Source organism: Blastococcus sp. SYSU D00669 (assembly GCF_054050715.1).
In genome coordinates this window covers 78,312-104,414 of record NZ_JBJGZV010000012.1, presented here as the reverse complement: position 1 = coordinate 104,414, position 26,103 = coordinate 78,312, and the positions used below count along the sequence as shown (strand labels likewise).

The 26,103-nt window shown below is 76.3% G+C and carries 27 protein-coding genes; 12 read left to right on the top strand and 15 right to left on the bottom strand.

Going from position 1 to position 26,103, the window contains the following annotated elements:
- The first annotated feature begins 5 nt into the window (after positions 1–5).
- Both ACI8AF_RS10980 and ACI8AF_RS10975 read left to right on the top strand, forming a co-directional pair.
- The gene (locus ACI8AF_RS10980) at positions 6–785 is read left to right on the top strand and encodes an arsenate reductase/protein-tyrosine-phosphatase family protein (protein ID WP_456539734.1); all 780 of its coding nucleotides are present in this window, start codon (positions 6–8) and stop codon (positions 783–785) included.
- On the top strand, positions 782–1,174 hold the full coding sequence (locus ACI8AF_RS10975) for a VOC family protein (protein ID WP_456539733.1): 393 nt from the start codon (positions 782–784) through the stop codon (positions 1,172–1,174). The genes ACI8AF_RS10980 and ACI8AF_RS10975 overlap by 4 nt, the downstream gene beginning before the upstream one ends.
- 48 nt (positions 1,175–1,222) lie before the next feature.
- Here the strand turns inward: ACI8AF_RS10975 and ACI8AF_RS10970 are convergent, their stop codons facing one another.
- The 6 genes from ACI8AF_RS10970 to ACI8AF_RS10945 all read right to left on the bottom strand — a co-directional run bounded on the left by ACI8AF_RS10970 (position 1,223) and on the right by ACI8AF_RS10945 (position 5,925).
- Positions 1,223–2,839 carry an FAD-dependent monooxygenase gene (locus ACI8AF_RS10970; protein ID WP_456539732.1) on the bottom strand — a complete coding sequence of 539 codons (1,617 nt, stop codon included), beginning with the start codon at positions 2,837–2,839 and terminating at the stop codon, positions 1,223–1,225.
- Between the two features lie 66 nt (positions 2,840–2,905).
- Entirely contained in the window at positions 2,906–3,700 is a 795-nt protein-coding gene (locus ACI8AF_RS10965) for a TrmH family RNA methyltransferase (protein ID WP_456539731.1), read from the bottom strand.
- A gap of 88 nt (positions 3,701–3,788) precedes the next feature.
- Complete coding sequence (gene rplT, locus ACI8AF_RS10960; RefSeq protein ID WP_456539730.1) at positions 3,789–4,172, bottom strand: 50S ribosomal protein L20; 384 nt, start codon at positions 4,170–4,172, stop codon at positions 3,789–3,791.
- A gap of 35 nt (positions 4,173–4,207) precedes the next feature.
- The gene (gene rpmI, locus ACI8AF_RS10955; protein ID WP_456539729.1) at positions 4,208–4,402 is read right to left on the bottom strand and encodes a 50S ribosomal protein L35; all 195 of its coding nucleotides are present in this window, start codon (positions 4,400–4,402) and stop codon (positions 4,208–4,210) included.
- A gap of 115 nt (positions 4,403–4,517) precedes the next feature.
- Positions 4,518–5,141: a translation initiation factor IF-3 gene (infC, locus tag ACI8AF_RS10950; RefSeq protein WP_456539759.1), complete on the bottom strand. Its 624-nt coding sequence runs from the start codon at positions 5,139–5,141 to the stop codon at positions 4,518–4,520.
- A gap of 316 nt (positions 5,142–5,457) precedes the next feature.
- A complete protein-coding gene (locus ACI8AF_RS10945; protein ID WP_456539728.1) occupies positions 5,458–5,925 on the bottom strand; it encodes a PH domain-containing protein in 468 nt (155 codons plus the stop codon).
- Between the two features lie 48 nt (positions 5,926–5,973).
- Here ACI8AF_RS10945 and ACI8AF_RS10940 point away from each other — a divergent pair, with 48 nt between their 5' ends.
- The 5 genes from ACI8AF_RS10940 (at position 5,974) to ACI8AF_RS10920 (ending at position 11,070) form a co-directional block, all read left to right on the top strand.
- Positions 5,974–7,026 (top strand): MBL fold metallo-hydrolase, encoded by a 1,053-nt coding sequence (locus ACI8AF_RS10940; RefSeq protein WP_456539727.1) that lies wholly within the window; start codon positions 5,974–5,976, stop codon positions 7,024–7,026.
- Positions 7,005–7,601, top strand: coding sequence for a uridine kinase family protein (locus ACI8AF_RS10935; RefSeq protein WP_456539726.1), 597 nt, complete (start codon positions 7,005–7,007; stop codon positions 7,599–7,601). The genes ACI8AF_RS10940 and ACI8AF_RS10935 overlap by 22 nt, the downstream gene beginning before the upstream one ends.
- A gap of 77 nt (positions 7,602–7,678) precedes the next feature.
- Entirely contained in the window at positions 7,679–8,416 is a 738-nt protein-coding gene (locus ACI8AF_RS10930) for a GAF domain-containing protein (RefSeq protein WP_456539725.1), read from the top strand.
- Positions 8,416–9,867: a PP2C family protein-serine/threonine phosphatase gene (locus ACI8AF_RS10925; protein ID WP_456539724.1), complete on the top strand. Its 1,452-nt coding sequence runs from the start codon at positions 8,416–8,418 to the stop codon at positions 9,865–9,867. Before ACI8AF_RS10930 ends, ACI8AF_RS10925 begins: the two co-directional genes overlap by 1 nt.
- A 60-nt stretch (positions 9,868–9,927) precedes the next feature.
- Positions 9,928–11,070: a uroporphyrinogen-III synthase gene (locus ACI8AF_RS10920; RefSeq protein WP_456539723.1), complete on the top strand. Its 1,143-nt coding sequence runs from the start codon at positions 9,928–9,930 to the stop codon at positions 11,068–11,070.
- Here the strand turns inward: ACI8AF_RS10920 and ACI8AF_RS10915 are convergent.
- Together ACI8AF_RS10915 and ACI8AF_RS10910 are read right to left on the bottom strand one after the other, a co-directional pair.
- Positions 11,052–11,594, bottom strand: coding sequence for a DinB family protein (locus ACI8AF_RS10915; RefSeq protein ID WP_456539722.1), 543 nt, complete (start codon positions 11,592–11,594; stop codon positions 11,052–11,054). The genes ACI8AF_RS10920 and ACI8AF_RS10915 overlap by 19 nt on opposite strands.
- 31 nt (positions 11,595–11,625) lie before the next feature.
- Positions 11,626–13,014: an MFS transporter gene (locus ACI8AF_RS10910; RefSeq protein ID WP_456539721.1), complete on the bottom strand. Its 1,389-nt coding sequence runs from the start codon at positions 13,012–13,014 to the stop codon at positions 11,626–11,628.
- A gap of 148 nt (positions 13,015–13,162) precedes the next feature.
- Here ACI8AF_RS10910 and ACI8AF_RS10905 point away from each other — a divergent pair, with 148 nt between their 5' ends.
- Positions 13,163–13,954, top strand: a complete 792-nt coding sequence (locus ACI8AF_RS10905; RefSeq protein ID WP_456539720.1) for a hypothetical protein — start codon at positions 13,163–13,165, stop codon at positions 13,952–13,954.
- 99 nt (positions 13,955–14,053) lie between these two features.
- On the opposite strand, the gene ACI8AF_RS10900 is transcribed toward ACI8AF_RS10905, so the two are convergent.
- The gene (locus tag ACI8AF_RS10900) at positions 14,054–14,851 is read right to left on the bottom strand and encodes an AraC family transcriptional regulator (RefSeq protein WP_456539719.1); all 798 of its coding nucleotides are present in this window, start codon (positions 14,849–14,851) and stop codon (positions 14,054–14,056) included.
- 50 nt (positions 14,852–14,901) lie between these two features.
- Here ACI8AF_RS10900 and ACI8AF_RS10895 point away from each other — a divergent pair, with 50 nt between their 5' ends.
- Complete coding sequence (locus tag ACI8AF_RS10895; protein ID WP_456539718.1) at positions 14,902–15,321, top strand: DUF2000 family protein; 420 nt, start codon at positions 14,902–14,904, stop codon at positions 15,319–15,321.
- Here the strand turns inward: ACI8AF_RS10895 and ACI8AF_RS10890 are convergent.
- On the bottom strand, positions 15,296–16,891 hold the full coding sequence (locus ACI8AF_RS10890) for an FAD-dependent oxidoreductase (protein WP_456539717.1): 1,596 nt from the start codon (positions 16,889–16,891) through the stop codon (positions 15,296–15,298). The genes ACI8AF_RS10895 and ACI8AF_RS10890 overlap by 26 nt on opposite strands.
- 66 nt (positions 16,892–16,957) lie before the next feature.
- Here ACI8AF_RS10890 and ACI8AF_RS10885 point away from each other — a divergent pair, with 66 nt between their 5' ends.
- Positions 16,958–17,545, top strand: a complete 588-nt coding sequence (locus ACI8AF_RS10885; RefSeq protein ID WP_456539716.1) for a helix-turn-helix domain-containing protein — start codon at positions 16,958–16,960, stop codon at positions 17,543–17,545.
- Between the two features lie 28 nt (positions 17,546–17,573).
- On the opposite strand, the gene ACI8AF_RS10880 is transcribed toward ACI8AF_RS10885, so the two are convergent.
- The 5 genes from ACI8AF_RS10880 to ACI8AF_RS10860 all read right to left on the bottom strand — a co-directional run bounded on the left by ACI8AF_RS10880 (position 17,574) and on the right by ACI8AF_RS10860 (position 24,520).
- Entirely contained in the window at positions 17,574–18,584 is a 1,011-nt protein-coding gene (locus ACI8AF_RS10880) for an iron-siderophore ABC transporter substrate-binding protein (protein WP_456539715.1), read from the bottom strand.
- A 49-nt stretch (positions 18,585–18,633) separates the two neighbouring features.
- Positions 18,634–18,972: a Rieske (2Fe-2S) protein gene (locus ACI8AF_RS10875; protein WP_456539714.1), complete on the bottom strand. Its 339-nt coding sequence runs from the start codon at positions 18,970–18,972 to the stop codon at positions 18,634–18,636.
- On the bottom strand, positions 18,969–21,500 hold the full coding sequence (gene nirB / locus ACI8AF_RS10870; RefSeq protein WP_456539713.1) for a nitrite reductase large subunit NirB: 2,532 nt from the start codon (positions 21,498–21,500) through the stop codon (positions 18,969–18,971). Before nirB ends, ACI8AF_RS10875 begins: the two co-directional genes overlap by 4 nt.
- Positions 21,500–24,103, bottom strand: coding sequence for a molybdopterin oxidoreductase family protein (locus tag ACI8AF_RS10865; RefSeq protein ID WP_456539712.1), 2,604 nt, complete (start codon positions 24,101–24,103; stop codon positions 21,500–21,502). The genes nirB and ACI8AF_RS10865 overlap by 1 nt, the downstream gene beginning before the upstream one ends.
- A gap of 96 nt (positions 24,104–24,199) precedes the next feature.
- Positions 24,200–24,520, bottom strand: a complete 321-nt coding sequence (locus tag ACI8AF_RS10860; protein ID WP_456539711.1) for a hypothetical protein — start codon at positions 24,518–24,520, stop codon at positions 24,200–24,202.
- Between the two features lie 46 nt (positions 24,521–24,566).
- On the opposite strand from ACI8AF_RS10860, the gene ACI8AF_RS10855 reads away from it, so the two are divergent.
- Entirely contained in the window at positions 24,567–25,355 is a 789-nt protein-coding gene (locus tag ACI8AF_RS10855) for an SDR family NAD(P)-dependent oxidoreductase (RefSeq protein WP_456539710.1), read from the top strand.
- Between the two features lie 30 nt (positions 25,356–25,385).
- Positions 25,386–26,072: an N-acetyltransferase gene (locus ACI8AF_RS10850; RefSeq protein ID WP_456539709.1), complete on the top strand. Its 687-nt coding sequence runs from the start codon at positions 25,386–25,388 to the stop codon at positions 26,070–26,072.
- The last annotated feature ends 31 nt before the right edge of the window (positions 26,073–26,103 follow it).

The following is a 26,103-nucleotide window of genomic DNA, read 5'->3' as shown; positions in this document are numbered from 1 at the left end:
CCGTCATGGCGCCCTCGGCGCACGCGCCCGCCCTGCCGACGTTCCTCCGGCTGGCCGCCCACCCGGTGCGCTGGCGGCTCCTGGCCGAGCTCGCCGTCGGCGACCACCGCGTGCGCGAGCTCGTGCGCCGGGTCGAGCAGCCGCAGAACCTCGTCTCGTACCACCTGCGCCTGCTGCGCGAGGGCGGGCTGGTCACCGCCCGGCGCAGCAGCGCCGACGGCCGCGACAGCTACTACCACCTGGACCTGGAGCGCTGCGCGACGGCGCTGGCCGAGAGCGGGGCCGCGCTGCACCCGGCGCTGCGCGGACCCGGCGGGGCGCCGCCCCCACCGGTGGAGCGGTCGCGGTCCCGGCGCGCGGCCGTGCTGTTCGTGTGCACCGGCAACAGCACGCGCTCGCCGATCGCCGAGGCGCTGCTGCACCGCCGCACCGCCGGCGCGGTGACGGTGGCGAGCGCCGGCACCCGCCCGCGACCCGCACTGCACCCCCACACCGTCCGGGTGCTGCACGAGCGCTTCGGCATCGACGCGGCCGGCCGCCGGCCCCGGCACCTCGACGCCCTCGCCGGCCGCACGTTCGACCGGGTGATCACCCTGTGCGACCGGGCCCGCGAGGCCTGCCCCGAGCTCCCCGGGAACCCGCGGCACGTGCACTGGAGCATCCCCGACCCGGCCGCGGCCGACGACGGCTACCCGGCCTTCGAGCGGGCGGCCGCCGACATCGACACCCGCATCGGGCACCTGCTGCCCGTGCTCGCCACCGATCGACAGGAGGACCAGCCGTGACCGCCACCGACGCGTACGCCAGCGTCCGCTACCTCGTCACCGACGTGCAGGCCGCGGTCGACTTCTACACGACCCACCTCGGCTTCACGCTGCACAGCAGCGCCGCGCCCGCCTTCGCCGACGTGCGCCGCGGCCCGCTGCGGCTGCTGCTCTCCGGGCCCGCCAGCTCCGGGGCACGGGCCACCCCCGGCGACGCCGCCGGGCCGGGCGGCAACCGCGTCCACCTGGTCGTCGGCGACCTCGACGGCGAGATCGCCCGGCTGCGCGACGCGGACCTGCCCTTCCGCAGCGACGTCGTCTCCGGCCCCGGCGGACGGCAGGTCCTGCTCGCCGACCCCGACGGCAACCTGGTGGAGCTGTTCCAGCCGGCGGCACGCGCCGCCGGCTGAGCGGCCACCTCGTCCCACCCGGGCACGGCGGACCCGCTCGAGCGCCGCTCAGCGCCCCGGGGCCACCGCCGTGCGGGCCTGCAGATTGCCGGCGAGGTGCGCGGCGAGCGGCCGCGGGTCGGACGTCGTCGACAGCAGGCCGAGGTAGCCGTCGGGCCGGACGAGGGCCATCCCGTCCCCGCCGGTGCCGTACCGGTCGGCGACCGCGCCGCCGGGGTCGACCAGCGCCCCGGCCGGTGCCCCGCCGGCGTCGCGCACCACGGGGACGACGCGACCGAGCCCGCCCAGCACCTCGCGCAGCCCCGCCAGCGCCCCGGCGTCGTCCCGCGCGGTGAGCAGCAGGTGCCCGGGGCGGCGCAGGAGGTCGCCGATCCAGGCCTCGGCGCCGCCGGCGTCCCGCAGGCCCGGCACGTCGGGGGCGTGGTCGCCCGGCGCGACGGCCCGCCGGGGACCGGCGACGATCGGGCTGTCCCGGTAGTGCACGGTGACCTCGGCGACGCCGGCCACCAGCCGCTCGCCCAGGGCGGGCAGGTGGCCGAGCACGGACAGGGCGACGTCCCGCAGCCGCGCGGTGGCGCCCCCGGAGGCCATCAGGTCGGTCATCCGGCTGGTCTGCCGGACCACCGCGGCACCCACCGGGCGGCGCTCGGCCTGGTAGGAGTCGAGCAGCCGCTCGTCGGCGCGCCCGGTGGCGACCAGCGCGAGCTTCCAGGCGAGGTTGACCGCGTCCTGGATGCCGGTGTTCATGCCCTGCCCGGCCGCCGGGCTGTGCACGTGGGCCGCGTCCCCGGCGAGCAGCACCCGGCCGGTGCGGTAGGCGGGGACCTGGCCGTGGTGGATCTCGAAGTAGGTGAGCCAGCGCGCGTCCCCGACCCGCCAGCGGCCACCCGCGCGCTCGTCGACCAGCCGCTGCGTCTCGGCGACCGTGGGGACGGCGCCCCGCGCCGGCGGGGCGACCTGGAACAGGAAGCGGCTGCGGCCGCCGGGCATGGGGAACACCCCACCGATCCCGTCGGGGTGCGCGTACATGCGGATGGTGTCGGCCGGCAGGTCCGTGGTCGCCGCGGCGTCGGCGAACAGGAAGTGCTGACCGTGGAAGACGCCGTCGAGCCGCGCGCCGACGGCCGCGCGGGCCGTGCTGTGCCCCCCGTCGGCCCCCACGACCCAGCCGTAGCGCCCCCGGCTGGTCGCCCCGCCGCGGGTGAGGGTGACGGTCACCCCGCCGTCGTCCTGCACCAGGTCCCGGAGGGCCACCCCCCGCTCGACGACCACGCCCGACCGCGCCGCGAGCGCGGCCAGCACCCCCTCGGTGTCCGGCTGGGGCACGTCGAGGATCCGCGGGTGGCGGGAGTCGACGGAGTCGGTGGTGAGGCGCACGCGCGGGGTGGCGTCGCGCCCGGTGTGCACCTCCACGGCCGTGACCGGCTGGGCGCGGGCCACGAGGTCGTCGAGCACCCCCGTCGCCGCCAGGTGCTCCTGGGTGCGCGGGTGGACGACGACCGCGCGGGACTGGCCGGTCGGCTCGGGCAGCGCGTCGACCAGCCGGACGGTCGCGCCCTGCCGGACCAGCTCGCAGGCGGTGACCAGGCCGACCGGACCCGCGCCCACGACGAGGACGGTGCCCCCGTGGTCCCCGACTGCTCCGGCGGTGGTGGTGTCGGTCATCGACGTCTCCCGGGCGTCGGGCATCCGGCGGTCGCCCCCACCGTGGCGCACCGCGCCCCGGTGCCGCTAGGGCGAGCGCTGCGCCGCCTGGGTCGTGTAGAGGCAGATGGCCGCCGCCGCGGCCAGGTTCAGGCTCTCGGCCCGCCCGCGCATCGGGATGCGCACCCGCGCGTCGGCGGCCGCGGCCAGCCCGGCCGGCACCCCGCGCGCCTCGTTGCCGAAGAGCCACAGCACCGGGCCGGCCAGCTCGTCGGCCAGCTCGTCGAGCGCGGCCTCTCCCCCGCCGTCGGCGGCCAGCACGGTGACCCCGGCGGCCTGCAGGTCGGCGAGCAGCGGCTCCAGCGGCACCGAGCGGACGACGTCGACGTGGAACAGGCTGCCCGCGCTGGCCCGCACCACCTTGCCGCCGTAGGGGTCGGCGGAGCCGGCGCCGAAGACGACCGCGCCGGCGCCGCACGCGTCGGCCGTGCGCAGCACCGTGCCGGCGTTGCCGGGGTCGTTGAGCTCGGCCAGCGCGACTCCCAAGCGGGGCGGCGCGGCGGCCAGCGCGGCGGGCGGCACGTCGCGCAGGTCGCAGACGGCGAGCAGGCCCTGCGGGGTGACGGTCTCCGAGAGGCTCGCGGCGGCCTTGTCGGTGACCAGCCGGACCGGCACCGGGCTGCCCGCCAGCAGGTCGACGGCGGCCTCGGCGGCCGTGGGGGTGGCGTACACCTCGCGCACCGACGAGGGGTCGGCGAGCGCCTCGCGGACGGCCTGCCGTCCCTCGGCCAGGAACGCCCCGGCCGCGTCGCGCCCGGCCCGCCGGGTGAGCTTGCGGGCGGCGACCACGCGCGCCGAGCGCTCGGTCAGCAGCTCGGCCACGGACCACCTCCCCGGACGGACGACGACGCCGCCGGTCCCGGCCCCGCGGGGCCGGACACCGACGGCGTCGTGCGGGTCGTGCTCGGGATCAAGCAGCCTGCTCGCCGGAGGGGGCGGCGGCGACGGCGGCGCGCGCCGTCTCGACCAGCGCGGCGAAGGTCGCCGGCTCGTTGACGGCGAGCTCGGCGAGCACGCGCCGGTCGAGCTCGATGCCGGCCAGCTTCAGGCCCTGCATGAACCGGTTGTAGGTCATGTCGTTCTGGCGGGCCGCGGCGTTGATCCGGGTGATCCACAGCTTGCGGAAGTCGCCCTTGCGGACCTTGCGGTCGCGGTAGGCGTAGGTGGCCGAGTGGAGCACCTGCTCCTTGGCCTTGCGGTAGAGCCGGGACCGCTGACCGCGGTAGCCGCTGGCCGCCTCGAGGGTCGTCCGGCGCTTCTTCTGGGCGTTGACCGCCCGCTTCACGCGTGCCACGTGAGCTCCTTGATCTTCTCGTTACGGGCGGGCGGTCAGATGCCCAGCAGCTTCTTCAGGTTCTTCGCGTCGGCGGGCGAGATCACCTGGTCCTGGTCGAGCCGGCGCTTGCGGGTCGAGGCCTTGTGCTCGAACTTGTGCTGGTTGTTGGCCTGCTCGCGCATGAGCTTGCCCGAGCCGGTCACGCGCACCCGCTTGGCCGTGCCCTTGTGCGTCTTCTGCTTCGGCATGTCTCTCGTTCCTCGGTGATCGTCGTACGCCGTCCGGCGCCGGGGCAGCACGTGGCTGCCGCACGGCACCGCTGGGTGGTGCGGTCTGTGGTGCCCGGCCGGGGCCGCCACCCGGTCAGGCGCTGGGCGCCTGCTCCTCGGCAGCAGCCGGGTCGCCCCCGGGATGGGCGGCCGCCGACCGGTCGGCCTTGGCCTGACGGCGCTCGGCCTGCGCGGCCTGCTGGTCCTTCTGGGCCTGCAGCTGCGCGTTCCGGTGCGGGGCGATCACCATGACCATGTTCCGGCCGTCCTGCTTGGGGTTGGACTCGACGACGCCCAGTTCGGCGACGTCGGCGGCCAGCCGCTGCAGCAGTCGGTAGCCCATCTCGGGCCGCGACTGCTCGCGACCGCGGAACATCACGGTGATCTTGACCTTGTCGCCGCTCCGCAGGAAGCGCTCGACGTGGCCCTTCTTGGTCTCGTAGTCGTGCGGGTCGATCTTGAGGCGCAGCCGCATCTCCTTGATGACGGTGAGCGCCTGGTTCCGCCGGGCCTCGCGGGCCTTCTGGGCGGACTCGTACTTGAACTTCCCGTAGTCCATCAGCTTGACGACGGGCGGCCGGGCCATGGGCGCGACCTCGACGAGGTCGAGCTCGGAGTCCTGGGCCAGGCGCAGCGCCTCGCCGATCGGCACGATGCCGACCTGCTCGCCCTCGGGCCCGACCAGGCGGACCTCGGGGACGCGGATACGGTCGTTGATGCGGGGCTCGGTGATGGCCTCTCCTCACGTGCTGCAGGGTGAGGAGCTCGCAGCCGCCGGGCGCCGGGACGACGAAGGCCCCGCGAGCGTCAGCTCACGGGGCCCACTCGTGCCGGTGCGCGCTCGGGCCGGGACCCGTGCGCGACGCGGGACCGGCGCAGGCGCCGGTTCCGCGGACCGGTGACCCGGGCGCCGGGAGGCGTCGGGTGGGAGCGGGCTCCTCTTGGATCGACGGCCCGGGGCGGGGCCGACGGTGGTTCGCGCGCCTCGTGTAGCGGGGAGGCACGCCCATGCTACAGCGCGATCGGGGGCCTGGTCATTCCCGGGTGGTCGTCCTCGCCCCGGTGGCGGCCGCGTGCAGCGCCCGCAGGCCGTCGAGGGCGGCCACCGCGTGCTCCCGGTCGACGGCCTGCACCGCCATCAGCGCGATCTCCTCGCCGTTGGGCAGCTCGAGGCTCGCCCAGCGGGCCTTGCGCCCGAACCGCACCGCCCGCACCGCCGACCACGGCAGGGCGTGGGAGGTGAAGAGGTTGCGCACCCGGATCCCCTCGGCGTCGGCGTCGACTCGCGGCCGGCCGAGCAGCGCGATGCCCAGCGCGACCAGGATGCCCAGCCCCAGGACGGCGAGCTGGTCGACGGTGCCGAACTGCACCACCCCGGTGGAGGACTCCGGCAGCGTGATCGCGACCCACACCATGACCGCGAGGACGACGAGGGCGAGCGCGGCGCAGACCGCGCGCATGACGCGGGGCACGGCCGAGACGGGGCGGGCGGAGGGCGGCACGCCCCCATGCTGCCAGCCCGCGCCGCCGGTGCTGGCAGAGTGCGGGCCGTGGAGGTGACCGGCGCGGCGCAGCACGAGGCGTGGACGGCGCGGGCGCTGCCCCCCGTGGAGCGCCTGGCCGAGGACCTGTGGTCGGTGCCGGTGCCGATCCCGCACGGCGGGCTGCGCTACGTCAGCGTGTACGTCCTGTCGCTCGCCGGCGGCGGGCTCGGCCTCGTGGACGCAGGCTGGGGCAGCGACGAGGCGTGGGCGGCGCTCGGCGACGGGCTGGCCGCGCTGGGCGGCTCGGTGGCCGACGTCCGCGGGGTGCTGGTCACCCACCTGCACTTCGACCACCTCGGGCTGGCCGGCCGGGTGCGCGAGGCCTCGGGCGCCTGGATCGCCATGCACCCGGCCGACGCGACGGTGGTGGGCGCGCCGGCGTTCCGCGACCCGGCGGCGTCGGTGGCCGCCGAGGTGGCCTTCCTGGTCTCGCTGGGCGCCGACCCCGACGACGCGGCCTCCGACGTCGGCGGTCCCGCGCACCACGCCCCGTACTCCGGCATGGCGGTGGCCGACCGCCTGCTCGAGGACGGCGACCTGGCCGACCTGCCCGGCTGGCGGCTGCGGGCCGTGCACACCCCCGGGCACACGCCCGGCCACCTCTGCTTCGCCGAGGAGCGCACCGGGCTGTTCTTCTCCGGCGACCACGTGCTGCCCCGGATCAGCCCCAACATCTCGACGTCGGGCTGGGGCGCGGCCGACCCGCTGCGCGACTACCTCGGCTCGCTGGGCCGGGTGGGCGACCTGCCGGAGCCCGCCGAGGTGCTGCCGGCGCACGAGTGGCGCTTCCGCGGGCTGCGGTCGCGCACCGACGAGCTCGCCGCCCACCACGAGCACCGGCTGGCCGAGCTGCTCACCGCGGTGCGCGCCCACCCGGGCAGCACGCCGTGGCAGCTGGCCGCCCACCTCACGTGGTCGCGGCCGTGGGAGCAGTACGAGCGGCGGATGCGGATCTTCGCGGTCACCGAGACCGACTCCCACCTGCGGCTGCTGGCCAGCCGCGGCCTCGTCGTCGGCACGCCGGGGCCGGTGCCCACGTGGACCGCCGCCGCCCGGTGATCCCGTTCGCGGAGCTGGCCGCGCGCGTGCGCGCCGAGCCGCCCCGGCTGGGCCCGGTCCGGCTGGTGTGCGTCGACGGCCCGGCCGGCTCCGGCAAGACGACCTTCGCCGGCCGGCTGGCCGCCGCGCTCGGCGCCGACGCGGAGGTCGTGCACATGGACGACCTCTACGCCGGCTGGACGCTCACCGGCGGCGCCGCCCGCCTGGCCGCCGGGGTCCTGCGGCCCCTCGCCGCCGGCCGCCCGGGCGACTACCGCCGCTTCGACTGGGCGGCGGGCCGGTTCACCGCCGTCCCCACCCCCGTACCGGTGCCGGCGGTGCTGGTCGTGGAGGGCTGCGGGTCCTGCCCCGCGGCGCTGGACCCGGTCACGACGCTGCGGGTGTGGGTGGAGGCGCCGCCTGACCTGCGCCTGGCGCGGGGGCTCGACCGCGACGGGACCGCGTACGAGGGCCACTGGCGGCGCTGGCAGGCCGCCGAGGCGGCGCACTTCGCCGCCGACCGCACCCGCGAGCGGGCCGACCTGCGGATCGACGGCGCGGCCGGGACGGCGACGGCCGTCGCGCCGCTGCCCTGACCGACGCCTACGCTGAGCGCGTCGCCGCCATCGAACTCACGGTCGGCCCGCGCGACGGTGCTGGAACGAGGTGTGCCGTGCCCCGGCAACCGTCGTCGGACTCCGCGCTGCCCCTCGCCGACGAGCTCTCCGCCGTGTTCGCCCGGATGTCCGGGCTCCTGCTCTCCCCCGAGTCGGTGACCACGGCCCTGGGGCTCGTCACCTCCCTGGCGCTGGAGACCGTCCCGGGATCGACGGGGGCGGGGGTGTCGATCCTCGACGAGCTCGGGCGGCGCACGTCCGGCGCCACCGACGAGCGGGTGGAGCAGGCCGACGTCCTGCAGTACGACCTGGACCAGGGCCCCTGCCTGGCCGCCACCGCCCTGCGCCAGGTGGTGCGGGTCGACGACCTCGCCGCGGAGGACCGGTGGCCGCGCTGGGCACGGGCCGCGGCCGGGCTCGGGCTGCGTGCCTCGCTGAGCGCCCCGATGGTCGCCGGCGACCGCGCGCTCGGCGCGGTGAAGGTCTACGCCGAGCGGGCCGGGGCGTTCGACCGGCAGGCCGAGCAGCGGCTCACGATGTTCGCCGCCCAGGCCGCGATCCTGGTCGCGAACGTGCAGGCGCACGAGCGGGCGCGGCGGCTCACCGAGGGGTTGCGCCAGGTGGTCCGGGAGCGCGACGTCGTGGGCATCGCCAAGGGCGTGCTCATGGACCGGCACGGGGTCGACGAGGACACGGCCTTCGGCATGCTGCTGGCCCGCGCGGCCCAGGACGCCGAGCCGCTGCGCGACTCGGCCCGCAGCGTCGTCGACTCCGCCGTCCGCCGGCGGCGGTGATGCCCGGGTCGTCGGAGGACGAGCAGCGGACCGCCCTCGGGCAGGCCTACCGGCACGCCGACCTGACCCTCGAGCAGCTGTGGACGCGCTACTTCGCCATGGGCGGCAACCTGGACCTGCTCGACGTGGAGGCGTTCCTGAGCGGGTTGACCGCGCTGCCCGCGGCGGAGCGGGACGTGCTGGCGCACGCGGTGAACGAGCGGCTCGACGAGCTGCGCTGGCGGCGGCGGGTGCCCTACAGCCGGCCCATCCGGCAGCGGCGGCAGGCGACCGGGCCCCTCGCCGCCCTCGTCCAGCTGCTCGAGGCCGCGCACGCCGCCCCGCCCGACCGCCTGGCCGCGATCGCGCAGAGCGCGGGGCGGTCGATGGACGTCGAGGTCGTCGTCCACCTGGTCGACCACGACCAGCGCATGCTGCACCGGCTGACGACCGGCGGCCCGGCGGAGCAGCCGCCGCTGGCGGTGGACGGCACGATCGCGGGCCGGGTGTTCCAGACGGTGCGCGTGCTGCCGTCGGAGGGTCGGGACCGGCCGCGGCTGTGGGTGCCGCTGCTCGACGGCTCCGACCGCCTGGGCGTGCTGGAGGTGGGCCTGCGCTCGGCGGACGAGCTCTACGACCCGGTGCTGCGCGAGCAGTGCGGCTGGCTGGCCGGCCTGCTCGGCCACCTGATCGCCTCGATGAGCCCGTACGGCGACGAGGTGGAGCGCGCCCGGCGGCAGGCGACGCGGTCACCGTCGGCCGAGCTGATCTGGCAGCAGCTGCCGCCGCTGACCGCGTCGACCGGCGCGTTCACGCTGGCCGGCCTGGTCGAGCCGAGCTACACGGCCGGTGGGGACGCCTTCGACTACGCCCTGTCCGAGCGGACGGTGTCCCTGGCGGTCTTCGACGCGATGGGCCACGGGCTGCCGGCCGCGCTGCTCGCCGCCGCGGCGCTCGCCGGTTACCGCAGCGCCCGCCGCGACGGCCGGGGGCTGTACGACCAGGTCCGCGCCATCGACGCCGTGGTGGCGGAGCACTTCCCGGGCAGCGCGTTCGTGACCGGCGTGCTCGCCGAGCTGGACGTGGGCAGCGGCCGGCTGCGCTACGTCCGCGCCGGGCACCCGCCCCCGCTGCTGCTCCGGGCGGGCAAGGTCGTCAAGGACCTCCCCGGCGGGCAACGGGTGCCCTTCGGCCTCGGCGCCGCAGAGCTGACGGTGGCCGAGGAGGTGCTCCAGCCGGGCGACTGGCTGGCGCTGTACACCGACGGGATCACCGAGGCACGGGACGCGACCGGGGCCTGGTTCGGCGAGGACCGGCTGGTGGACTTCCTCCGCCGCGCCGCGGCCGCGGCGCACCCGCCACCGGAGACCGTGCGCCGGCTCGTCCGCGCCGTCCTGGACCACCAGGCGGGCGAGCTGCAGGACGACGCGAGCATCCTGCTGGCCAGCTGGGGGCGGGACCGCACGGTGTGACACGCCACGGTGTGCCGGGTGCGACACACGCCCGCAACGCGGGCACAGCACCATGGAGACGTGAGCGACGCCCTCCCGGACGCCGGTGCCCTCCCGGACGCGGGCCCCGACGCGCCCCTGCCCCTGGCGGGGTACACCGTCGCGGTCACCGCGGCACGCCGCAAGGAGGAGCTCGGCGCGCTGCTGGACCGCCGCGGCGCGCGCGTGGTGTACGCGCCGGCCATCCGCATCGTCCCGCTGGCCGACGACACCGAGCTGGTCTCGGCCACCGAGGAGGTCCTCGCCGCGCCGGTCGACCTCGTGGTGGCCACGACGGGCGTCGGCTTCCGCGGCTGGCTGGAGGCCGCCGAGGCGTGGGACCTGCCGCTGGTCGAGCACCTGGCCTCGGCGCGGGTGCTGGCCCGCGGCCCCAAGGCGCGCGGCGCGATCCGCGGCGGCGGGCTGGTCGACGCGTGGTCGCCGGAGTCGGAGTCGTCGGCCGAGGTGCTCGAGCACCTGCTCTCCGGTGCCGAGGGGCCGCTGGCCGGCCGCCGGATCGCCGTCCAGCTGCACGGCGACCCGCTGCCGGACTTCGTCGACGGGCTGCGCGCGACCGGCGCCGAGGTGCTGACCGTGCCCGTCTACCGGTGGGTGCTGCCCGAGGACGTCGCCCCGGTGCACCGGCTGATCACCGCGGTGGTCGCCGGCGGGGTGGACGCCGTGACGTTCACCAGCGCGCCCGCGGCCGCCGGCGTCCTGCAGGTGGCGGCCGAGCTGGGCCGGCGCGAGGACCTCGTGACCGCCCTGCGCGGGCGGGTGCGGGCGATCGCCGTCGGCCCGGTGACCGCCGGCCCGCTGGCGGCCGCCGGCATCCCGAACTGGCAGCCCGAGCGGGCCCGGCTCGGCGCGCTGGCCCGCGAGGTCGTGGCGCGGCTGCCCGAGCGCGACCCCGTGCTGGAGCTGGCCGGGCACACCCTGCAGGTGCGCGGGCACGCCGCGGTTGTCGACGGCCGCCTCGTGGAGCTCGCCCCCGGGCCGCTCGCGGTGCTGCGGGCGCTGGCCGAGCGCCCCGGCACCGTCGTCTCCCGCCCGTCGCTGACCGGCTGCCTGCCCGGCGGCGGTGACGCGCACGCCGTGGAGATGGCGGTGACCCGGCTGCGCGCGGCGATCGGCTCGACGCTGGTGCAGACGGTGGTCAAGCGGGGCTACCGGCTGCCGGTCTGACCCCAGCGGTACAGGTCGCGCAGCAGGGCGATCTCGGCGCCGTGGTGCGCCAGCTCGTCGAGGGCGTGCGCGACCAGGTCGGCCCAGGTCCCCTCGGCGTAGGGACCCCACCGCGGGCCGAGCCGCTCCCAGATGCCGTCCTCGCCCCGGGTCTCGGCGGCCGCGCGGAACGCCGTCGCCGCGGCGCGCAGGTCGCGCAGCGCCGTCGCGGCGTCGCCGTGCCACTCGCGGTCGTCGACGGCCAGCGGGCGCCCGCCCGGCGAGGTGCGCAGGTAGTAGGCCAGGCAGTCCGACGCCAGGTGCCACAGCCGCCAGGCGATCGTGGTCACCGGCGCCGGGTCGGGCTCGTCGTAGGTGCCGTCGGCGGTCCAGGTTCCGTCGTCGGCCCGGCTGACGCTCCACGCGCCCGGGACCGGTCGCCAGAGGTACTCCTCGTCGGAGAGCCCCGCGAGCCGCCGGTCGAGGCGCTCCCAGGCGTCGTCCCAGACGTGCAGCAGCACGGGCAGCACCAGGCGGTCGCTCATGCGGCGCAAGGTAACCGCGCCCACCGACGACTCACACGCGGTGGGCGGCTCCCGGGCGCAGGTAGACGACCCAGGTCACGGCGACGCAGACGGCGTAGAAGGCGATGAACGCCAGGTACGCGGCGTCGCCGCTGCCGGTGGACAGGAACGACTGCCGGAACGCCAGGTTCACCAGCACCCCGCCGAAGGCCCCCACCGCGCCGGCGATGCCGATGAGCGCCCCGGACATGCGCAGCGCCCGCCGGTCGGCGGCCTCGGGGTCGCCGCCCTCGGCCACCGACTGCAGCGCCTGGGAGCGGAAGATCGCCGGGATCATCTTGTAGGTCGAGCCGTTGCCGATGCCGCTGAGCACGAACAGCAGCACGAAGCCGACGACGAACAGCGCCATCGACCCGGCCTGGGAGGCGGCGAACACCACCGCCGCGCCGAGGGCCATCGCGAAGAAGTTGAGGAACGTGATGCGGGCGCCGCCGAACCGGTCGGCCAGCGAGCCGCCGAGCGGCCGGATCAGCGACCCGAGCAGCGGGCCGAGCCAGGTCAGCGACGCGGCGGCCAGCGGGGTGGCGAAGTCGGCGGCGAACTGGTTCTGCAGCACCTGGCCGAAGGCGAACCCGAAGCCGATGAAGGAGCCGAACGTGCCGATGTAGAGGAACGACATCACGTAGGTGTGCGGCTCCCGCACCGCCTGCCGCATGGCCCGCGGCTGGTTGCGCGCGGTGGTCAGGTTGTCCATGAGCAGCGCCGCGCCGACCGCCGCCGCCACGATCAGCGGCAGGTAGACCCACAGGACGACGCGGGGGTGCTCGACGCCGACCGTGGCGAGGACCAGCAGGCCGACCAGCTGGACCACCGGGACGCCGAGGTTGCCGCCGCCGGCGTTGAGCCCGAGCGCCCAGCCCTTGAGCCGGTCGGGGTAGAAGGCGTTGATGTTCGCCATGGAGCTGGCGAAGTTGCCGCCGCCGACGCCGGCCAGGCAGGAGACCAGCAGCAGGGTGCCGAAGTCGGCGCCGGGCTCGAGCACGATCGCCGTCGCGACGGTCGGGACGAGCAGCAGGGCCGCGCTGACGATCGTCCAGTTGCGGCCGCCGAACCTCGCGACGGCGAAGGTGTAGGGCAGGCGCACGAACGCGCCGAGCGCCGTCGGCAGGGTCGTCAGCAGGAACTTCCCCGCCGGGTCGATGCCGTAGACGCTCTCGGGCAGGAACAGCACCAGCACCGACCACAGGCTCCAGATCGAGAAGCCGACGTGCTCGGAGAACACCGAGAAGAAGAGGTTGCGCCGCGCCACCCGCTTGCCGGTGGACTCCCAGAACCCGGGGTCCTCCGGGCGCCAGTCCTCGATCCAGCGGGGCCGTGCCCGGCCGCGCGGCAGCGGCAGGGTGGTCAGCGACGGCGGCGGGGTCTGCGCGGGAGCGGCCATGCCGACCACCGTCGCGAGCGCCCGTTCCCCCCTGGTTGCCCCGAGGGGGAACCCGTGTTCCGTTTCGCTCACCGCGGGTGCCCCGGTGTGGTGAGGCCGGTGCCCGCCGCCGTGCGGGGGGCCCCGGCCGCCGGGGAAGATCACCGTCGTGAGCCTCCCCGCGGACCAGACGGCACCCGGCCCTGCCCTCATCGAGGCCGGCGGCCCGGTCGCCGGCTCCATGACGACGGCCGCGGCGGCGCTGGTGTTCGAGCGCGGCACCGGCGCGGTGCAGCTCGACCCGCGGCTGGCCGCGTGCCTGCGCGCCGCCGCCGAGGAGGCCGCCGGTCTGCCGGTGCCCCGCGAGCGGGTGCGGGCCGGGGCCGCGCTGGCCTTCGCCGTCGAGCACGCGGTCACCCTCGGCCGCTCCGGCCGGCAGCTGCACGACGGCTTCTTCACCGGCCGCAGCGGGGTGCGCTCCGCCGCGGCGGAGGTGGTCGAGGGCGCGGTCTCCGCGGCGCGGCGGTCGGTCGACGAGCGGCGGGTGCGGCACCTGGGCTACCTGGTCGCCGAGGTGGCCTTCTCCGCCGACGTCGACGCCGAGCTCGTCGCCCGGGGGCTCGTGCTCGCCGACCGGCTGAACTGGCGGCAGCTGGCGCTGCTGGCCGGCGTCGGCCGCCGCGACCGGCAGCCGCTGCCGATGGCGCCGCTGGAGGACGAGCCGCGCGCGTGGACCGCGTGGGGTGCGCGCGAGGACGTCGACGACCTGCAGCGGACCCGGCTGGTCGACCCGCCGCTCGTGCCGGCCCGGCCCGGTGCCGCCGCGCGCCCGCGGCTGCGCCCCACCGACCTGCGGCTCACCCGCCGCGGCGTGCTGGTGCACCGGCTGCTGGCGCTGGACTTCGTGCGCGACGACGCCGTCGCCGCCGCGCTCGCCGACCTCGGCCTGCCGCGCTCCTGACGACCGCGCACCGCCCGCTCCTCTCGTGCACCACCCGCACCGCGGAACGGGTGGTGCGCGCAGGACGCGGGCGACGCCCTGCGCGGTACCGCCGGGCGGCTAGGAGGGGCGCGCGTAGGCGGCCGGGGTCGTCGCCAGCATCCGGCGGAAGTGCCGGGTGAGGTGCGCCTGGTCGTAGAAGCCGACCGCCGTCGCCACCTGGGCGGCCGGCATCCCCGCGAGCAGCAGCCGGCGGGCCCGCTCGACCCGCCGGCCGGTGAGGTAGCGGTGCGGCGGCAGCCCGTGCCGGCGGGTGAAGGCGCGGACCGCGTGCGTCGGCGAGACGCCGAGCGCAACCGCCGCCGCGGCCAGGTCCACCCCCTCGGTCAGCCGGGCGTCGACGAGGTCGCGCAGCCGGTCGGCGACCGCGTCGTCGCGCACCGGCGGCGGCGGGACGACGGCGCGGTCGAGGTGCTGCCCCAGCCGCTCCAGGACGAAGGCCAGCCGGCTCTGCGCCTCCAGCCGGTCGCCGTCGCGGCGCAGCGCCCCGTGCAGCGCGGACACGCGGGCGCGCAGCACGGCGTCGTCGAACGCCGGGGAGTCGACCGACCGGCCGACGCGCTGCTCCCCCAGCGTCGCCGGCTCCAGGTAGAGCACCCGCTTGCGGAAGCCGCCGGGGAACTGCGAGCGGCCGTCGTGCGGCACCTCCGGCGGCAGCAGCGTGACCTCGGCCCGCGAGGCGCCGTGGGCGTGCCGGTCGAGGTCGTAGCGCACGGCGCCGTCGTCGACCAGCAGCAGCGTCCAGGCGTCGTGGGTGTGCGCCGGGTAGACGTGGTCGGTGAACCGGGCGTGGAAGACCTCGGTCAGCCCCGGCACGTCGGGCCGCCAGGCGGTGACCTCGGCCCGGACGTGGGCCACGTCAGGAACGTACAAGACCGGCCCCGCCCCGCGGCCGGACGCTGGCGGGCATGGAGACCCCGACCTGGCCCACCAAGATCGCCGTCGTCCTGCGGGACGGCCTGCTGCCGTGGCAGGAGCTCAACGTGACCGCCTTCCTCGCCGGCGCGATCGCCGGGGCGGTCCCCGAGCTGATCGGCAAGCCGTACCTCGACGGCGACGGCACCGCGTACCTGGCGATGTTCCGCCAGCCGGTGGTCGTGCTGACGGCGGACGGCGAGGTGCTGCAGCGGGCGCGGACGCGGGCGCTGGACCGCGGCCTGCCGCTGGCGCTGTTCACCGCCGACCTGTTCGCCACCGGCGGCGACGACGACAACCGCGCCGCCGTCGCCGCCGTGACCGGCCCCGCGCTCGACCTGGTGGGGATCGCGCTGCACGGGCCGAGGAACGCCGTCGACAAGGTGGTCAAGGGCGCGCGGATGCACCCGTGATCCGGCGGGCGCGGAGCACCGCGTCGGCCACGTGGTGGACGCCGCCGTGCGCCTCGTGGCCGCGCGCCGCACGCGGCCGGGCCTCGGCCACCTGCACCTCCCACTCGGCCGGGTCGAGCAGGTCGGCCAGCTGCTGGGCGGTGGCGAAGTACTCCGGCCGCGCGTCGACCCGGATGCCCAGCGCCATGTCGCTCGGGTCGTGGTTGACCAGCAGCAGCGTGCCGCCGGGGGCGACCGCCGCGGCGAGCCCGGCGACCACCTTCTCCCGGACGTCGGCCGGCGGGTGCAGGAACGACGCGGTGACCAGGTCGTAGGCGCCGGCCTCGGGCGGCTCCTCGGCCAGGTCGGTCCGGCGCCAATCGACGCGGTCGGCGAGCCCGCGCTCTGCCGCCGCCCGCGCGCCGCGGTCCAGCGCCACCTGCGACAGGTCCAGCGCGGTCACCCGCCAGCCCCGCTCGGCCAGCCACACCGCGTCGCCGCCCTCGCCGGCCCCGGCGTCGAGGGCGCGCCCGGGCGGCAGGCCGGCCACCTCGGCGACCAGGACGTCGTTGACCTTCCCGCTCCACAGGTGCTCCGCCGTCCGGTAGCGCTCCTCCCACCACGCGCGGTCGTGCACCTCGGTCGCCCGCCGGTGCTCCTCGACCGCCCGCCGCGTGTCCTCCTCGCCGAGGTCGCCGGTGAGGTGCGCGCCGGCCACGAGGCCGGCCGCCGCGGCCACGATGACCTGGGCGGAGAGGTCGGCGACGTTGCCGGCCACCCACACCCCGGGGACGGCGGTGGCGCCGGTCGGCCCGGCGGGGACGGCGCTGCCGAACGGCACGCCCTCGCGGAGCACGGTCTCCGCCTCGAGCCCGAGCTCGGCCAGCAGCTCGGCGCGCGCGGTGAACCGCGGCGACACCACCACGGCCTCGCGCCCGACCACGGTGCCGTCGGCCAGGCGGACGCCGCTCAGCCGGTCGCCGTCGGCCACCAGCCCCGCGACGGGCTGCTCGACGACGACGATCCCGCGGGCGGCCAGCCGCTCGCGCTCCTCCTCCGTCGGCTCCGGCGAGGTGTGCCGGAACAGCACGACGTCGGGGCTCCACTGCCGCCACATCAGCGCCTGGTGGACGGCGAAGGCGGTGGTGCCGAGGATGCCGATCGGCCGGCCGCGCACCTCGGCGCCGTGGCAGAACGGGCAGTGCAGCACGCCGCTCCCCCACTGCTCGGCGACGCCGGGGACGTCGGGCAGCTCGTCCACCAGGCCGGTGGTGACCAGCAGCCGCCGGGCGTGCACCTCGCCGGCGTCGGTGGTGACGACGAAGCCGTCCCCCTCGCGGCGGGCGCCGGTGACCCGGCCGTCGACGACCTCGCCGCCGTACCCGGCGACCTCGCCGCGGCCGATGGCGTACAGCTCGGCCGGCGGGGTGCCCTCCCGGCCGAGGTAGTTGTGCACGTGCCCGGCCGGCGCGTTGCGCGGCCGCCCGTCGTCCACCACCAGCACCGAGCGGCCCGCCCGGGCCAGCGTCAGCGCTCCGCTCAGGCCGGCGGCGCCGCCGCCGACCACCACCACGTCGTACGCGTTCTCCATGCCGACGACGGTGCACCCGGAGCCGCCGACTTGACAAACTCCGTTGCCAGGACGGCAAATGGAGCCGTGGACGAGGACGTGCTGGCCGGGGTCGGCTCCCGGCTGCGGGCGCTGCGCCGGGAGAAGGGCGCGACGCTCGCCGAGCTGTCGGAGGTCACCGGCATCTCGGTGAGCACGCTGTCGCGGCTGGAGTCGGGCGACCGCAAGCCCACGCTGGAGCTGCTGCTGCCCCTCGCCCGGGCGCACCAGGTGCCGCTCGACGAGCTGGTCGGCGCGCCGCCCATCGGCGACCCGCGGGTGCACCTGCGGCCGCGCAGCAGCCACCACGGCACCACCGTCGTCCCGCTGACCCGGCGGCCCGGGGGCATCCAGGCGTTCAAGATGGTCTACCCGCCGCGCACGCCGCCCGGCGCGCCCGGCGACCTCGAGCTCAAGGTGCACGAGGGCTACGACTGGCTCTACGTGCTCTCCGGCCGGATGCGGGTGGTGCTCGGCGAGCACGACGTCGTCCTGGCGCCCGGCGAGGTCGCCGAGTTCGACACCCGCACCCCGCACTGGATCGGCAACCCGTTCGACGAGCCGGCCGAGGTCCTCGGCCTGTTCGGCCCGCAGGGCGAGCGGCTGCACGTGCGCGCCGCCCCGCGCGGCCGCTGACCCCGCTTCCGGCGCCGGAGGCGGCGGGTCAGGTCGTGGGGACGGCGGCGGCGAGCTCCGGCACGAAGTTCTCCAGCAGGTACGGCAGGCTCAGCGCGCTGGAGAACTGCAGGGCGTCGTAGTCGGACCCCTCGACGAACACCGAGCGCCCCGCGGCGACGGCGGGGATCGCGGCGAGCACCGGGTCGGCCTCGATGCCGGCCCGCTCCTCGGGCGCCCCCGACTGCCAGACGATGACATCGGCGTCGAGCAGGTTCGCCTGCTCGCGGCTGACCGTCCCGTAGAACTGGTCGCCGGCGATCTCGTCGAGCTCGGCCGACACGGTCATGCCCAGGTCGACGAAGAAGCGGGTGCGGGTGTCGTCGGAGGCGTGGAACGGGTACTCGCCCTCGTACGCCGGACCGGACAGGGTCAGGCTCGCGCCGTCCAGCTGCGGGTACTCGGCGCGGGTCTCCTCGACCAGCGCCTCCACCTCGGCGATGAGCTCCTCGGCGCGCTCCTCCTGGCCCAGCGCCTGCCCGGTGATCCGCGTCTGCTCCTGCCAGGGCGTGCCGAAGGCGACGTGGTCGGCCGGCTGCACGACGGTCGGGGCGATGCCGCTGAGGGTCTCGTACTCGTCCTCGGTCAGCCCCGCGGTGACCGCCATGATCAGGTCCGGCTCGGCCGCCGCGACCGCCTCGAAGTCGACCTCAGCCCGCGGCATGATCACCGGCTCGGCGTCGCCGGCCGCCTCGTCGGCCCAGGGGAAGAACACGTCGTCCTCGGGGCCGAAGGCGTAGCGCACCGCCACCGGCACCACCCCGAACGCGAGGATCGCGTCCTGCTCGGTGTAGCCGAGCGAGACGACCCGCTCCGGCTCCTCGGGGATCTCCGTCTCGCCGTACGCGTGCTCGACGGTCACCGGGAACGCGCCGGTCGCGGTCTCCTCCGTCGGGTCGGCGGAGGACCCGCCGCCGTCCTCCGAGCCGCAGCCGGCGAGGACGACGATCAGGGCGAGGGACGAGAGGGCCGGGCCGAGCGAGCGGCGCATCGTGATCATGCGCCTATGTCTACCTTAGGCAAGCCTTACCTTGGTAGACGCGGGTCCCTCACACGTCGACGACGACGTTCCCGTCCACCTCGCGGACCGGGTAGAGCCGGATCCGCAGGTCCGCGCCGGTGGCACCGCCGTCGGTCCACCGGTAGGCGTAGAGGTGCAGCGGGCACACCAGCACGTCGGGGTCGGTCTGCCCGTCGGCCAGCGGTCCGCCGGCGTGCGGGCAGGCCGCCTGGGTCGCGTGCAGCGACCCGTCGCGCAGCCGGAAGACCGCGACCTGGGTGTCCCCCGCGACGAACGCGCGCCCCTCCCCCGGCGGGATGTCGTCGACCCGGCCGACGGTCCAGGCCCGGACGGCGGCGGTGGTGGCGGACTGCTCGAGCAGGCTCATCGGACGGGCACCTGCGGCAGGTCGATCAGGGGCAGGGAGGGCCGGAACTGACCCGGGGTGGCGGGCGCGGCGCCGTCCTGGCCCCAGGGGTCGGTGTAGGCGTCGATGGAGAGCTGCAGCCGCTCGTCGAGCCCGGCCACGATGCCCTCGGCGTCCTCCAGCAGCACCGCCTTGAGGTGGTCGAGCCCGACCCGCGGGACGAAGTCGTAGGTGCGCTCGAGCCAGTTGGCCTGCTCCCGGTAGTACTGGATGAACCGGCCGGTCAGCTCCAGCACCGCCTGCGGGGAGTCGACGGTGGCCAGCAGGTCGCCCTTGCGCACCGACGCCCCGGCCGCCCCACCGACGTAGACCTCCCACCTGCCGTTGCCGATGGCCACGACGCCGACGTCCTTGACGTAGGCCTCGGCGCAGTTGCGCGGGCAGCCGACGACGGCGAGCTTCAGCTTGCCCGGGCTCTCGATGCCCTTGAACGTCTCCTCCAGGTCGATGCCGAGCTGCGTGGAGTCGCCCAGGCCGAAGCGGCAGAAGTCGCTGCCCACGCAGGTCTTCACGGTGCGGAAGCTCTTGCCGTACGCGTGGCCCGACGGCATCCCGAGGTCGGCCCACATGCCCGGGAGGTCCTCCTTGCGGACGCCGAGCAAGTCGATCCGCTGGCCGCCGGTGATCTTCACCATCGGCACCTCGTACTTCTCGGCGACGTCGGCGATCTTCCGGAGCTGGGCGGGCGTGGTGACCCCGCCCTTGATCTGGGGGACGACGGAGAAGGTGCCGTCGCGCTGGATGTTGGCGTGCACCCGGTCGTTGATGAACCGGCCGTCGCGCTCGTCGACGAAGTCGGTGCCCCAGATCATCCGCAGCAGCGAGGTGAGGCCCATCTTCGACCTGGCGTCCTCCGCCCCGCCGGGCGCGAGCGCGGCGAAGACGGCGGAGACGCTCGTGAGCTCCTGCTCCCGGATCGCGGCCATCAGCGCCGGCTTGGCCATCGGGACGCCCGGGACGTACCAGCTGGCCGACTCGTCCTCGGTCACCTCGCCGCCGGCGGCCCACTCCACGATCTGCTTGACCAGCGACTTGCACGACCCGCAGCCCTTGCCGGCGCGGGTGCGGTCCATGACGGCACCGGCGCTGCTGCAGCCGTCGGCGACCGCGCCGCAGATCGCCTGCTTGGAGACGCCGTTGCAGTTGCAGACCTGCGAGTCCATCGGCATCTCGGCGACGCCGACCCCCTCGGCGCCGTCGGAGAGGTCGACCAGCAGCCGGATCCGCTCCTCCGGCAGGGGGCTGCCACGGTCGAAGGCCTGGGTCAGGTAGGCGACCTTGCGGGTGTCGCCGATCAGGGTCGCGCCGACCAGCCGGTCGTCGCGGATCACCACCGAGCAGTGCACGCCGCGCTTCGGCTCGGAGATGACGAGGGTCTCGTCGTCGGGGAGCTCCGGCGCCTTGACGCCCATCGTGGCGACGTCGACCCCGGCCACCTTCAGCTTCGTCGCCAGCCGGCTGCCGTGGTACTCCGCGGTCGGGTCGGTGCCGGTGAGCACGTCGGCGAGCACCTTCGCGTGCTCCCAGGCGGGGGCGACCAGCCCGTAGACGGTGCCCCGGTGCTGGGCGCACTCCCCGATGGCGTAGACGTCGGGGTCGTCGGTGCGCAGCTGGTCGTCGACGACGATCCCCCGCTCCACCTCCAGCCCCGAGAGGACGGCGACGTCGGTGTGCGGCCGGATGCCGGCGGCGACCACCAGCATGTCGGCCTGCAGCTGCCGGCCGTCGGAGAGCACCACGCCGCGCACGCGGTCCGGGCCGACGACCTCGCCGGTGAGGGTGGACAGGTGCACGGTGATGCCCAGCGCCTCCACCCCGGCGCGGATGATCGCGCCGGCGTCGGCGTCGCACTGGGCGCTCATCAGGTGCGGCGCGGCGTCGACCAGGTCGACCGCCATGCCGTGGGTCTGCAGCGCGCGGGCGGCCTCCAGGCCGAGCAGCCCGCCACCGACGACGACGGCGCGCCGGTGGGTGCGGGCCGCCGCCATCATCGCCCGGGTGTCGTCGATGGTGCGGAAGCCGAAGACGCCGGGCAGCAGGCTGCCGTCCGCGCGGTGCGCGCCCTCCACCGGCGGGATGAACGAGTAGCTGCCGGTGGCCAGCACGAGGTGGTCGTAGGGCGTGACCGTGCCGTCGTCGGCGAGCACCTGCTTGGCCGCGGTGTCGATCCGCTCGACCCGCACGCCGGCCCGCAGCTCGACGCCGTTGTCGGCGTACCACTCGTGGGTGTTGAGGACGATGGCGTCCTCGTGCTCCTCGCCGGCCAGGACCGGCGAGAGCATGATCCGGTTGTAGCAGCCGTGCGGCTCGTCGCCGAAGACGGTGATCCGGAACTGCTCGCCGCCGCCGCGCTCGAGCACCTCCTCCACCAGCCGCGCGCCGGCCATGCCGTTGCCGACGACGACCAGCCGGGCGCGGGCGTCGACGGTGTCGTCGTCGATGTGCAGGGCGGTGACGCCCTCGGGGCGCCCGCCGAGGATCGCCGTCATCAGACCTCCACCAGACCCAGGTCGAGCACGACCTCGCCGGTGACGCCCTCGGGCGCGGCGGCGTGCAGCTCGACGACGGTGCCGCCGGGCAGGTCCTCGACCACCCGCAGCGGCACGTGCACGTCGCCCTTGGCGCCGATGGGGAACCAGCGCATCGGCTCGCCGTCGCGCAGCAGCAGCACGTACACCAGCTCGCCGGTGGAGTTGCCGCCTCGGAAGTACAGCGCCTGGGCGCTGGTGCCGGGCGGCACCGTGTAGCGCAGCGAGGGGTCGATCGGACCCGGCTTGGCCAGGCCCTCGCCGGTGATCGGGAAGACTCCCTGCAGGAACCGGGGGCTGCTCTTCATGCTCGTGGATCTCCTCCGGGACGGCGGTTTCGGTGCGCGGGTCGGGGCGTGCTGGAAGGGCCGCGGGGTGGGCTGGTCGGCCGGGGCCGGCAGCCGCTCGTCGGGCGGGCCGACGCGGGTCACCGCGACGGCGCAGACCTTGAAGGCCGGCATCCGGCTGGTCGGGTCGAGCGCGTCGGCGTCGGTGAGCGCGTTGGCGCTGGAGCCGCCACCCCAGTGGAAGGGGGCGAAGACGACGTCGGGCCGGATGGCGTCGGTGAGGTGCGCCGCGAACCGCGCCCGGCCGCGGCGGGTGGCCAGCTCGACCACGTCGTCGGGGCCGATGCCGTGCCGGCGGGCGAGGTCGGGGTGCAGCTCCGCGCGCGGCACCGGCGCCACCAGCTGCAGGCTGCGCGAGCGGCGGGTCTGCGTGCCCGACTGGTACTGGGCGAGCACCCGGCCGGTGGTGAGCACGTAGGGGTAGTCGCGGTCGGGCCGCTCGTGCGGGTCGACGTGCTCCACCCGCAGGAACCGGGCGCGGCCGTCGGGGGTCGCGAACCGCTCGGTGAACAGCCGCGGCGTCCCCGGGTGCTCCTCGTGTCCCGACGGCATGGCGGGGCACGGCCAGAAGACGCCCTGCTCGTCGTCGATGCGCCGGTAGGTGATGCCGGAGTAGTCGGCCGCTCCCCCGGCGCTGGCCCGGCCGAGCTCCTCGAAGACCGTCTCGGGGTCGCCGCTGAAGCCGCGCGCGCCGAGGCGCCCGGCGAGCTCGGCCAGCAGCTGCAGGTCGTCGCGGACGCCGGCGGGCGGGTCGAGCGCCCGGCGCCGGCGGATCACCCGCCCCTCGAGGTTGGTCATCGTGCCCTCCTCCTCCGCCCACATGGCGCTGGGCAGGACGACGTCGGCGAGCTGCGCGGTCTCGGAGAGGAAGAAGTCGCTGACGGCGAGGAAGTCGAGGTCGCCGAGCCGGCTGACCACCCGGCGGGCGTCGGGGGCGGACACGGCGACGTTGGAGGCGAGCACCAGCAGGGTGCGCACGCCGCCGTCGGTGCCGAGGGCGTCGAGCAGCTCGTAGGCGCTGCGGCCCGGCTGCGGCAGGTCGTCGGGGTCGACGCCCCAGACGGCGGCGACGTGGGCGCGGGCGGCGGGGTCGGCCAGCCGGCGGTAGCCGGGCAGCTGGTCGGCCTTCTGCCCGTGCTCCCGGCCGCCCTGCCCGTTGCCCTGCCCGGTGACCGTGGCCCAGCCGCTGCCGGGGCGGCCGGGCAGGCCGAGCGCAAGGGCGAGGTTGATCCAGGCCTGCGCGGTGTCGGTGCCGCTGCGGTGCTGCTCGGCGCCGCGGGCGGTGAGGACGATGGCCTTCTCCGCCCGCGCCAGCGCGAAGACGGTGCGCCGCTGGTCGGCCACCGGCACGCCGGTGAGCCGCTCCACGCGGTCGGGCCAGTACGCGGCGACGCCGGCCCGGACCTCCTCGAAGCCGGTGGTGCGCGCGGCGACGTACTCCTCGTCGACCAGCCCCTCGGCGACGGCGATGTGCAGCAGCCCGTTGGCCAGCGCGAGGTCGGTGCCGGGCAGCGGCTGCAGGTGCAGGGCGGCGTTGCGGGCGGTCGCCGTGCGCCGGGGGTCGACGACGACGTGCTGCGCGCCGCGCTCGCGCCCGGCGTCGAACCACTGCATGGCCGGCGGCATGGTGTCGGCCGGGTTGCTGCCCACCAGGACGACGACGTCGGCGCCGGCGACGTCCGAGAGCGGGAACGGCATGCCGCGGTCGATGCCGAACGCGCGGGTGGCCGCGCCGGCGGCCGAGGACATGCAGAAGCGGCCGTTGTAGTCGATGGCGCTGGTGCGCAGGGCGACGCGGGCGAACTTGCCGAACTGGTAGGCCTGCTCGTTGGTCAGCGAGCCGCCGCCGAAGCAGCCGACGGCGTCGCGCCCGTGCTCCCGCTGGGTGTGCCCGATCGCGTCGACCACCCGGTCCAGGGCGTCGTCCCACGTCGTCTGGACCAGCGGGCTGCTGCGGTCGCCGGGGACGGCGCGCACCAGCGGGCGCAGCAGCCGCTCCGGGTGGTCGAGCAGCTCGGCCGACGACCAGCCCTTGGAGCACAGGCCCCCGCGGTTGGTCGGGAAGTCGGAAGGGACCAGGGTCGCCGGGCGGTCGCCGGCGGTCACGCTCATCCCGCACTGCAGCGAGCAGTACGGGCAGTGGGTGTCGGTGGTGCGCGTGCCACCCGCGCCGTCGCCCGGCCGCGCGGCGGACGGCATCGGCAGGGCGGTGGGCACACGACGAGGTTCGGCGGCCGTCGTTTCCCGACGGCTGCCCCGGCGTCAAGCCTGCGTTCCGAGGACCTCACGGCGCCCTCGGCGCGGCTGTGCGGTTCAGCGCTCCCGGCGGAGCGCGGCCGGCGCCCGGCGGCGCCAGGCGGCCTCGGCGAGCTCCTCGAACAGGCCCGGGTCGACGGCGGCGACCGCGACCCGCACGCCGGAGAGCCGCTCCCCCCACCACAGCAGCTCGACCCCGGGCGCCCCGGCGGCGGAACGGGCCAGGTCGTCGTCCACCAGCACGTTCACGACGCCGTCCTCCGGGACCGAGGCGACCACCTTGCCGCCGCCCACCCGGACCGAGCGGCGGCCGTGGTGATCGGCCTCGTAGGTGCCCGGGAGGGCGAGCAGCAGGGCCACCGCGTCGTCGAGCCGCACGGGGACATCCTGAATCGGACCGGGCCCGACCGGGTAGGGCGCGGCCATGACTTCGACGACCAAGCCCCTCGCACTGGTGACCGGCGCGTCCAGCGGGATCGGGCTGGAGCTGGCCCGGCAGTTCGGGCAGAACGGCTTCGACCTCGTGATCGCCGCCGAGGACGCCGGTCTCCTCGCTGCCGCCGAGGAGCTGCGGCAGACCGGCGCCGAGGTGCAGAGCGTGCAGGTGGACCTGCGGACCCCGGACGGCGTGACCCAGCTCTACGCCGCCGCGACCGCCGGCGGCCGCGCGCTCGACGCGGTGGCGCTCAACGCCGGCGTCGGGCGGGGCGGCGCGTTCATCGACACCCCCCTGGCCGACGAGCAGGACGTCATCGACCTCAACGTCACCTCGACCGTGCACCTGGCCAAGCTGGTGCTCACCGACATGGCCGCCCGCGACGAGGGCAAGGTGCTGATCACCTCCTCCATCGCCTCGACCATGCCCGGGTCGTTCCAGGCGGTCTACAACGCCTCGAAGTCGTTCCTCCAGTCCTTCGCCGAGGCGGTGCAGGAGGAGCTCAAGGACACCGGCGTCACCATCACCTCGCTGATGCCGGGACCGACCGAGACGAACTTCTTCCACCGCGCCGTCATGGACCACACCCCGATCGGCCGCGGCAAGAAGGACGACCCGGCGCAGGTCGCCGCCCAGGGCTTCGCCGCGCTGATGGACGGCAAGAACAAGATCGTCGGCGGCTCGCTGATGACCAAGGCGCAGAAGGCGATCGGCGACGTCCTGCCCGACCGGGTCAAGGCGGTGACGCACCGCCAGATGGCCGAGCCCAAGGACTGAGGCAGGGGCCGGGTCTGGTGGGATGAGGCGGTGACCGAGCGGCGCCCGACCGTCGAGCGCATCGAGCCCCCTCCCCCGCCGCCCCCGCCGCCGGTGCGGCCCGCCGAGCAGCGGGACGTGCCGCGGATCGCCGCGACGCTCACCCTGTCGCTCGGCGACTCGCGGTGGGTGCGCTGGGCGCTGCCCGGCGACGGCCGGATGCAGCGGCTCACCCGCCTCCACGAGCTGTCGGCCGGCCACCGGGCGGTGTCGACCGGCACGGCGTGGGTCACCGACGACGTCACGGCGGTGGCCGCGTGGCTGCCGCCGCCCGGTGCGCCGGGCACCCGGCCGCTGCCGGACGACGTCCGCGCGGCGCTGGACCGCGAGCTGCCGTTCCTCTCCGCCGAACGGTGGCCGGCGGTGCGGCGGACCGAGGAGCTGGTCGCCCGTCTGGCCCCGGCCGGGCCGCACTGGCGGCTGGCCCACCTCGGCACCCGGCCGACCGCCCGGCGGAGGGGCGCGGCCACCGCGCTGCTGGAGGCGGGGCTGGCGGCGGTGGACGCGAGCGGGCTGCCGGCCGCCACCGCGGTGCACGCGTGGGCGGACGCGGCGTTCCTGCGCGGGTTCGGCTTCACCGTCGCCGAGGCCACCCGGACCGCGGACGACGAGCTGCCGCTGTGGGTGCTGGTGCGCGAGCCGGGCTCAGCCGCCGGCGGCGAAGCGCTCCCGGGCTGACACCTCGGTCGTGCCGAGCCGGCAGAACGAG

Coding starts and splice junctions, on each gene's coding strand:
- ACI8AF_RS10980 (WP_456539734.1), top strand. CDS start 6: ATGGCGCCCTCGGCGCACGCGCCCGCCCTGCCGACGTTCCTCCGGCTG.
- ACI8AF_RS10970 (WP_456539732.1), bottom strand. CDS start 2,839: ATGACCGACACCACCACCGCCGGAGCAGTCGGGGACCACGGGGGCACC.
- rpmI (WP_456539729.1), bottom strand. CDS start 4,402: ATGCCGAAGCAGAAGACGCACAAGGGCACGGCCAAGCGGGTGCGCGTG.
- ACI8AF_RS10925 (WP_456539724.1), top strand. CDS start 8,416: ATGCCCGGGTCGTCGGAGGACGAGCAGCGGACCGCCCTCGGGCAGGCC.
- ACI8AF_RS10915 (WP_456539722.1), bottom strand. CDS start 11,594: ATGAGCGACCGCCTGGTGCTGCCCGTGCTGCTGCACGTCTGGGACGAC.
- ACI8AF_RS10910 (WP_456539721.1), bottom strand. CDS start 13,014: ATGGCCGCTCCCGCGCAGACCCCGCCGCCGTCGCTGACCACCCTGCCG.
- ACI8AF_RS10895 (WP_456539718.1), top strand. CDS start 14,902: ATGGAGACCCCGACCTGGCCCACCAAGATCGCCGTCGTCCTGCGGGAC.
- ACI8AF_RS10890 (WP_456539717.1), bottom strand. CDS start 16,891: ATGGAGAACGCGTACGACGTGGTGGTGGTCGGCGGCGGCGCCGCCGGC.
- ACI8AF_RS10880 (WP_456539715.1), bottom strand. CDS start 18,584: ATGATCACGATGCGCCGCTCGCTCGGCCCGGCCCTCTCGTCCCTCGCC.
- ACI8AF_RS10875 (WP_456539714.1), bottom strand. CDS start 18,972: ATGAGCCTGCTCGAGCAGTCCGCCACCACCGCCGCCGTCCGGGCCTGG.
- nirB (WP_456539713.1), bottom strand. CDS start 21,500: ATGACGGCGATCCTCGGCGGGCGCCCCGAGGGCGTCACCGCCCTGCAC.
- ACI8AF_RS10855 (WP_456539710.1), top strand. CDS start 24,567: ATGACTTCGACGACCAAGCCCCTCGCACTGGTGACCGGCGCGTCCAGC.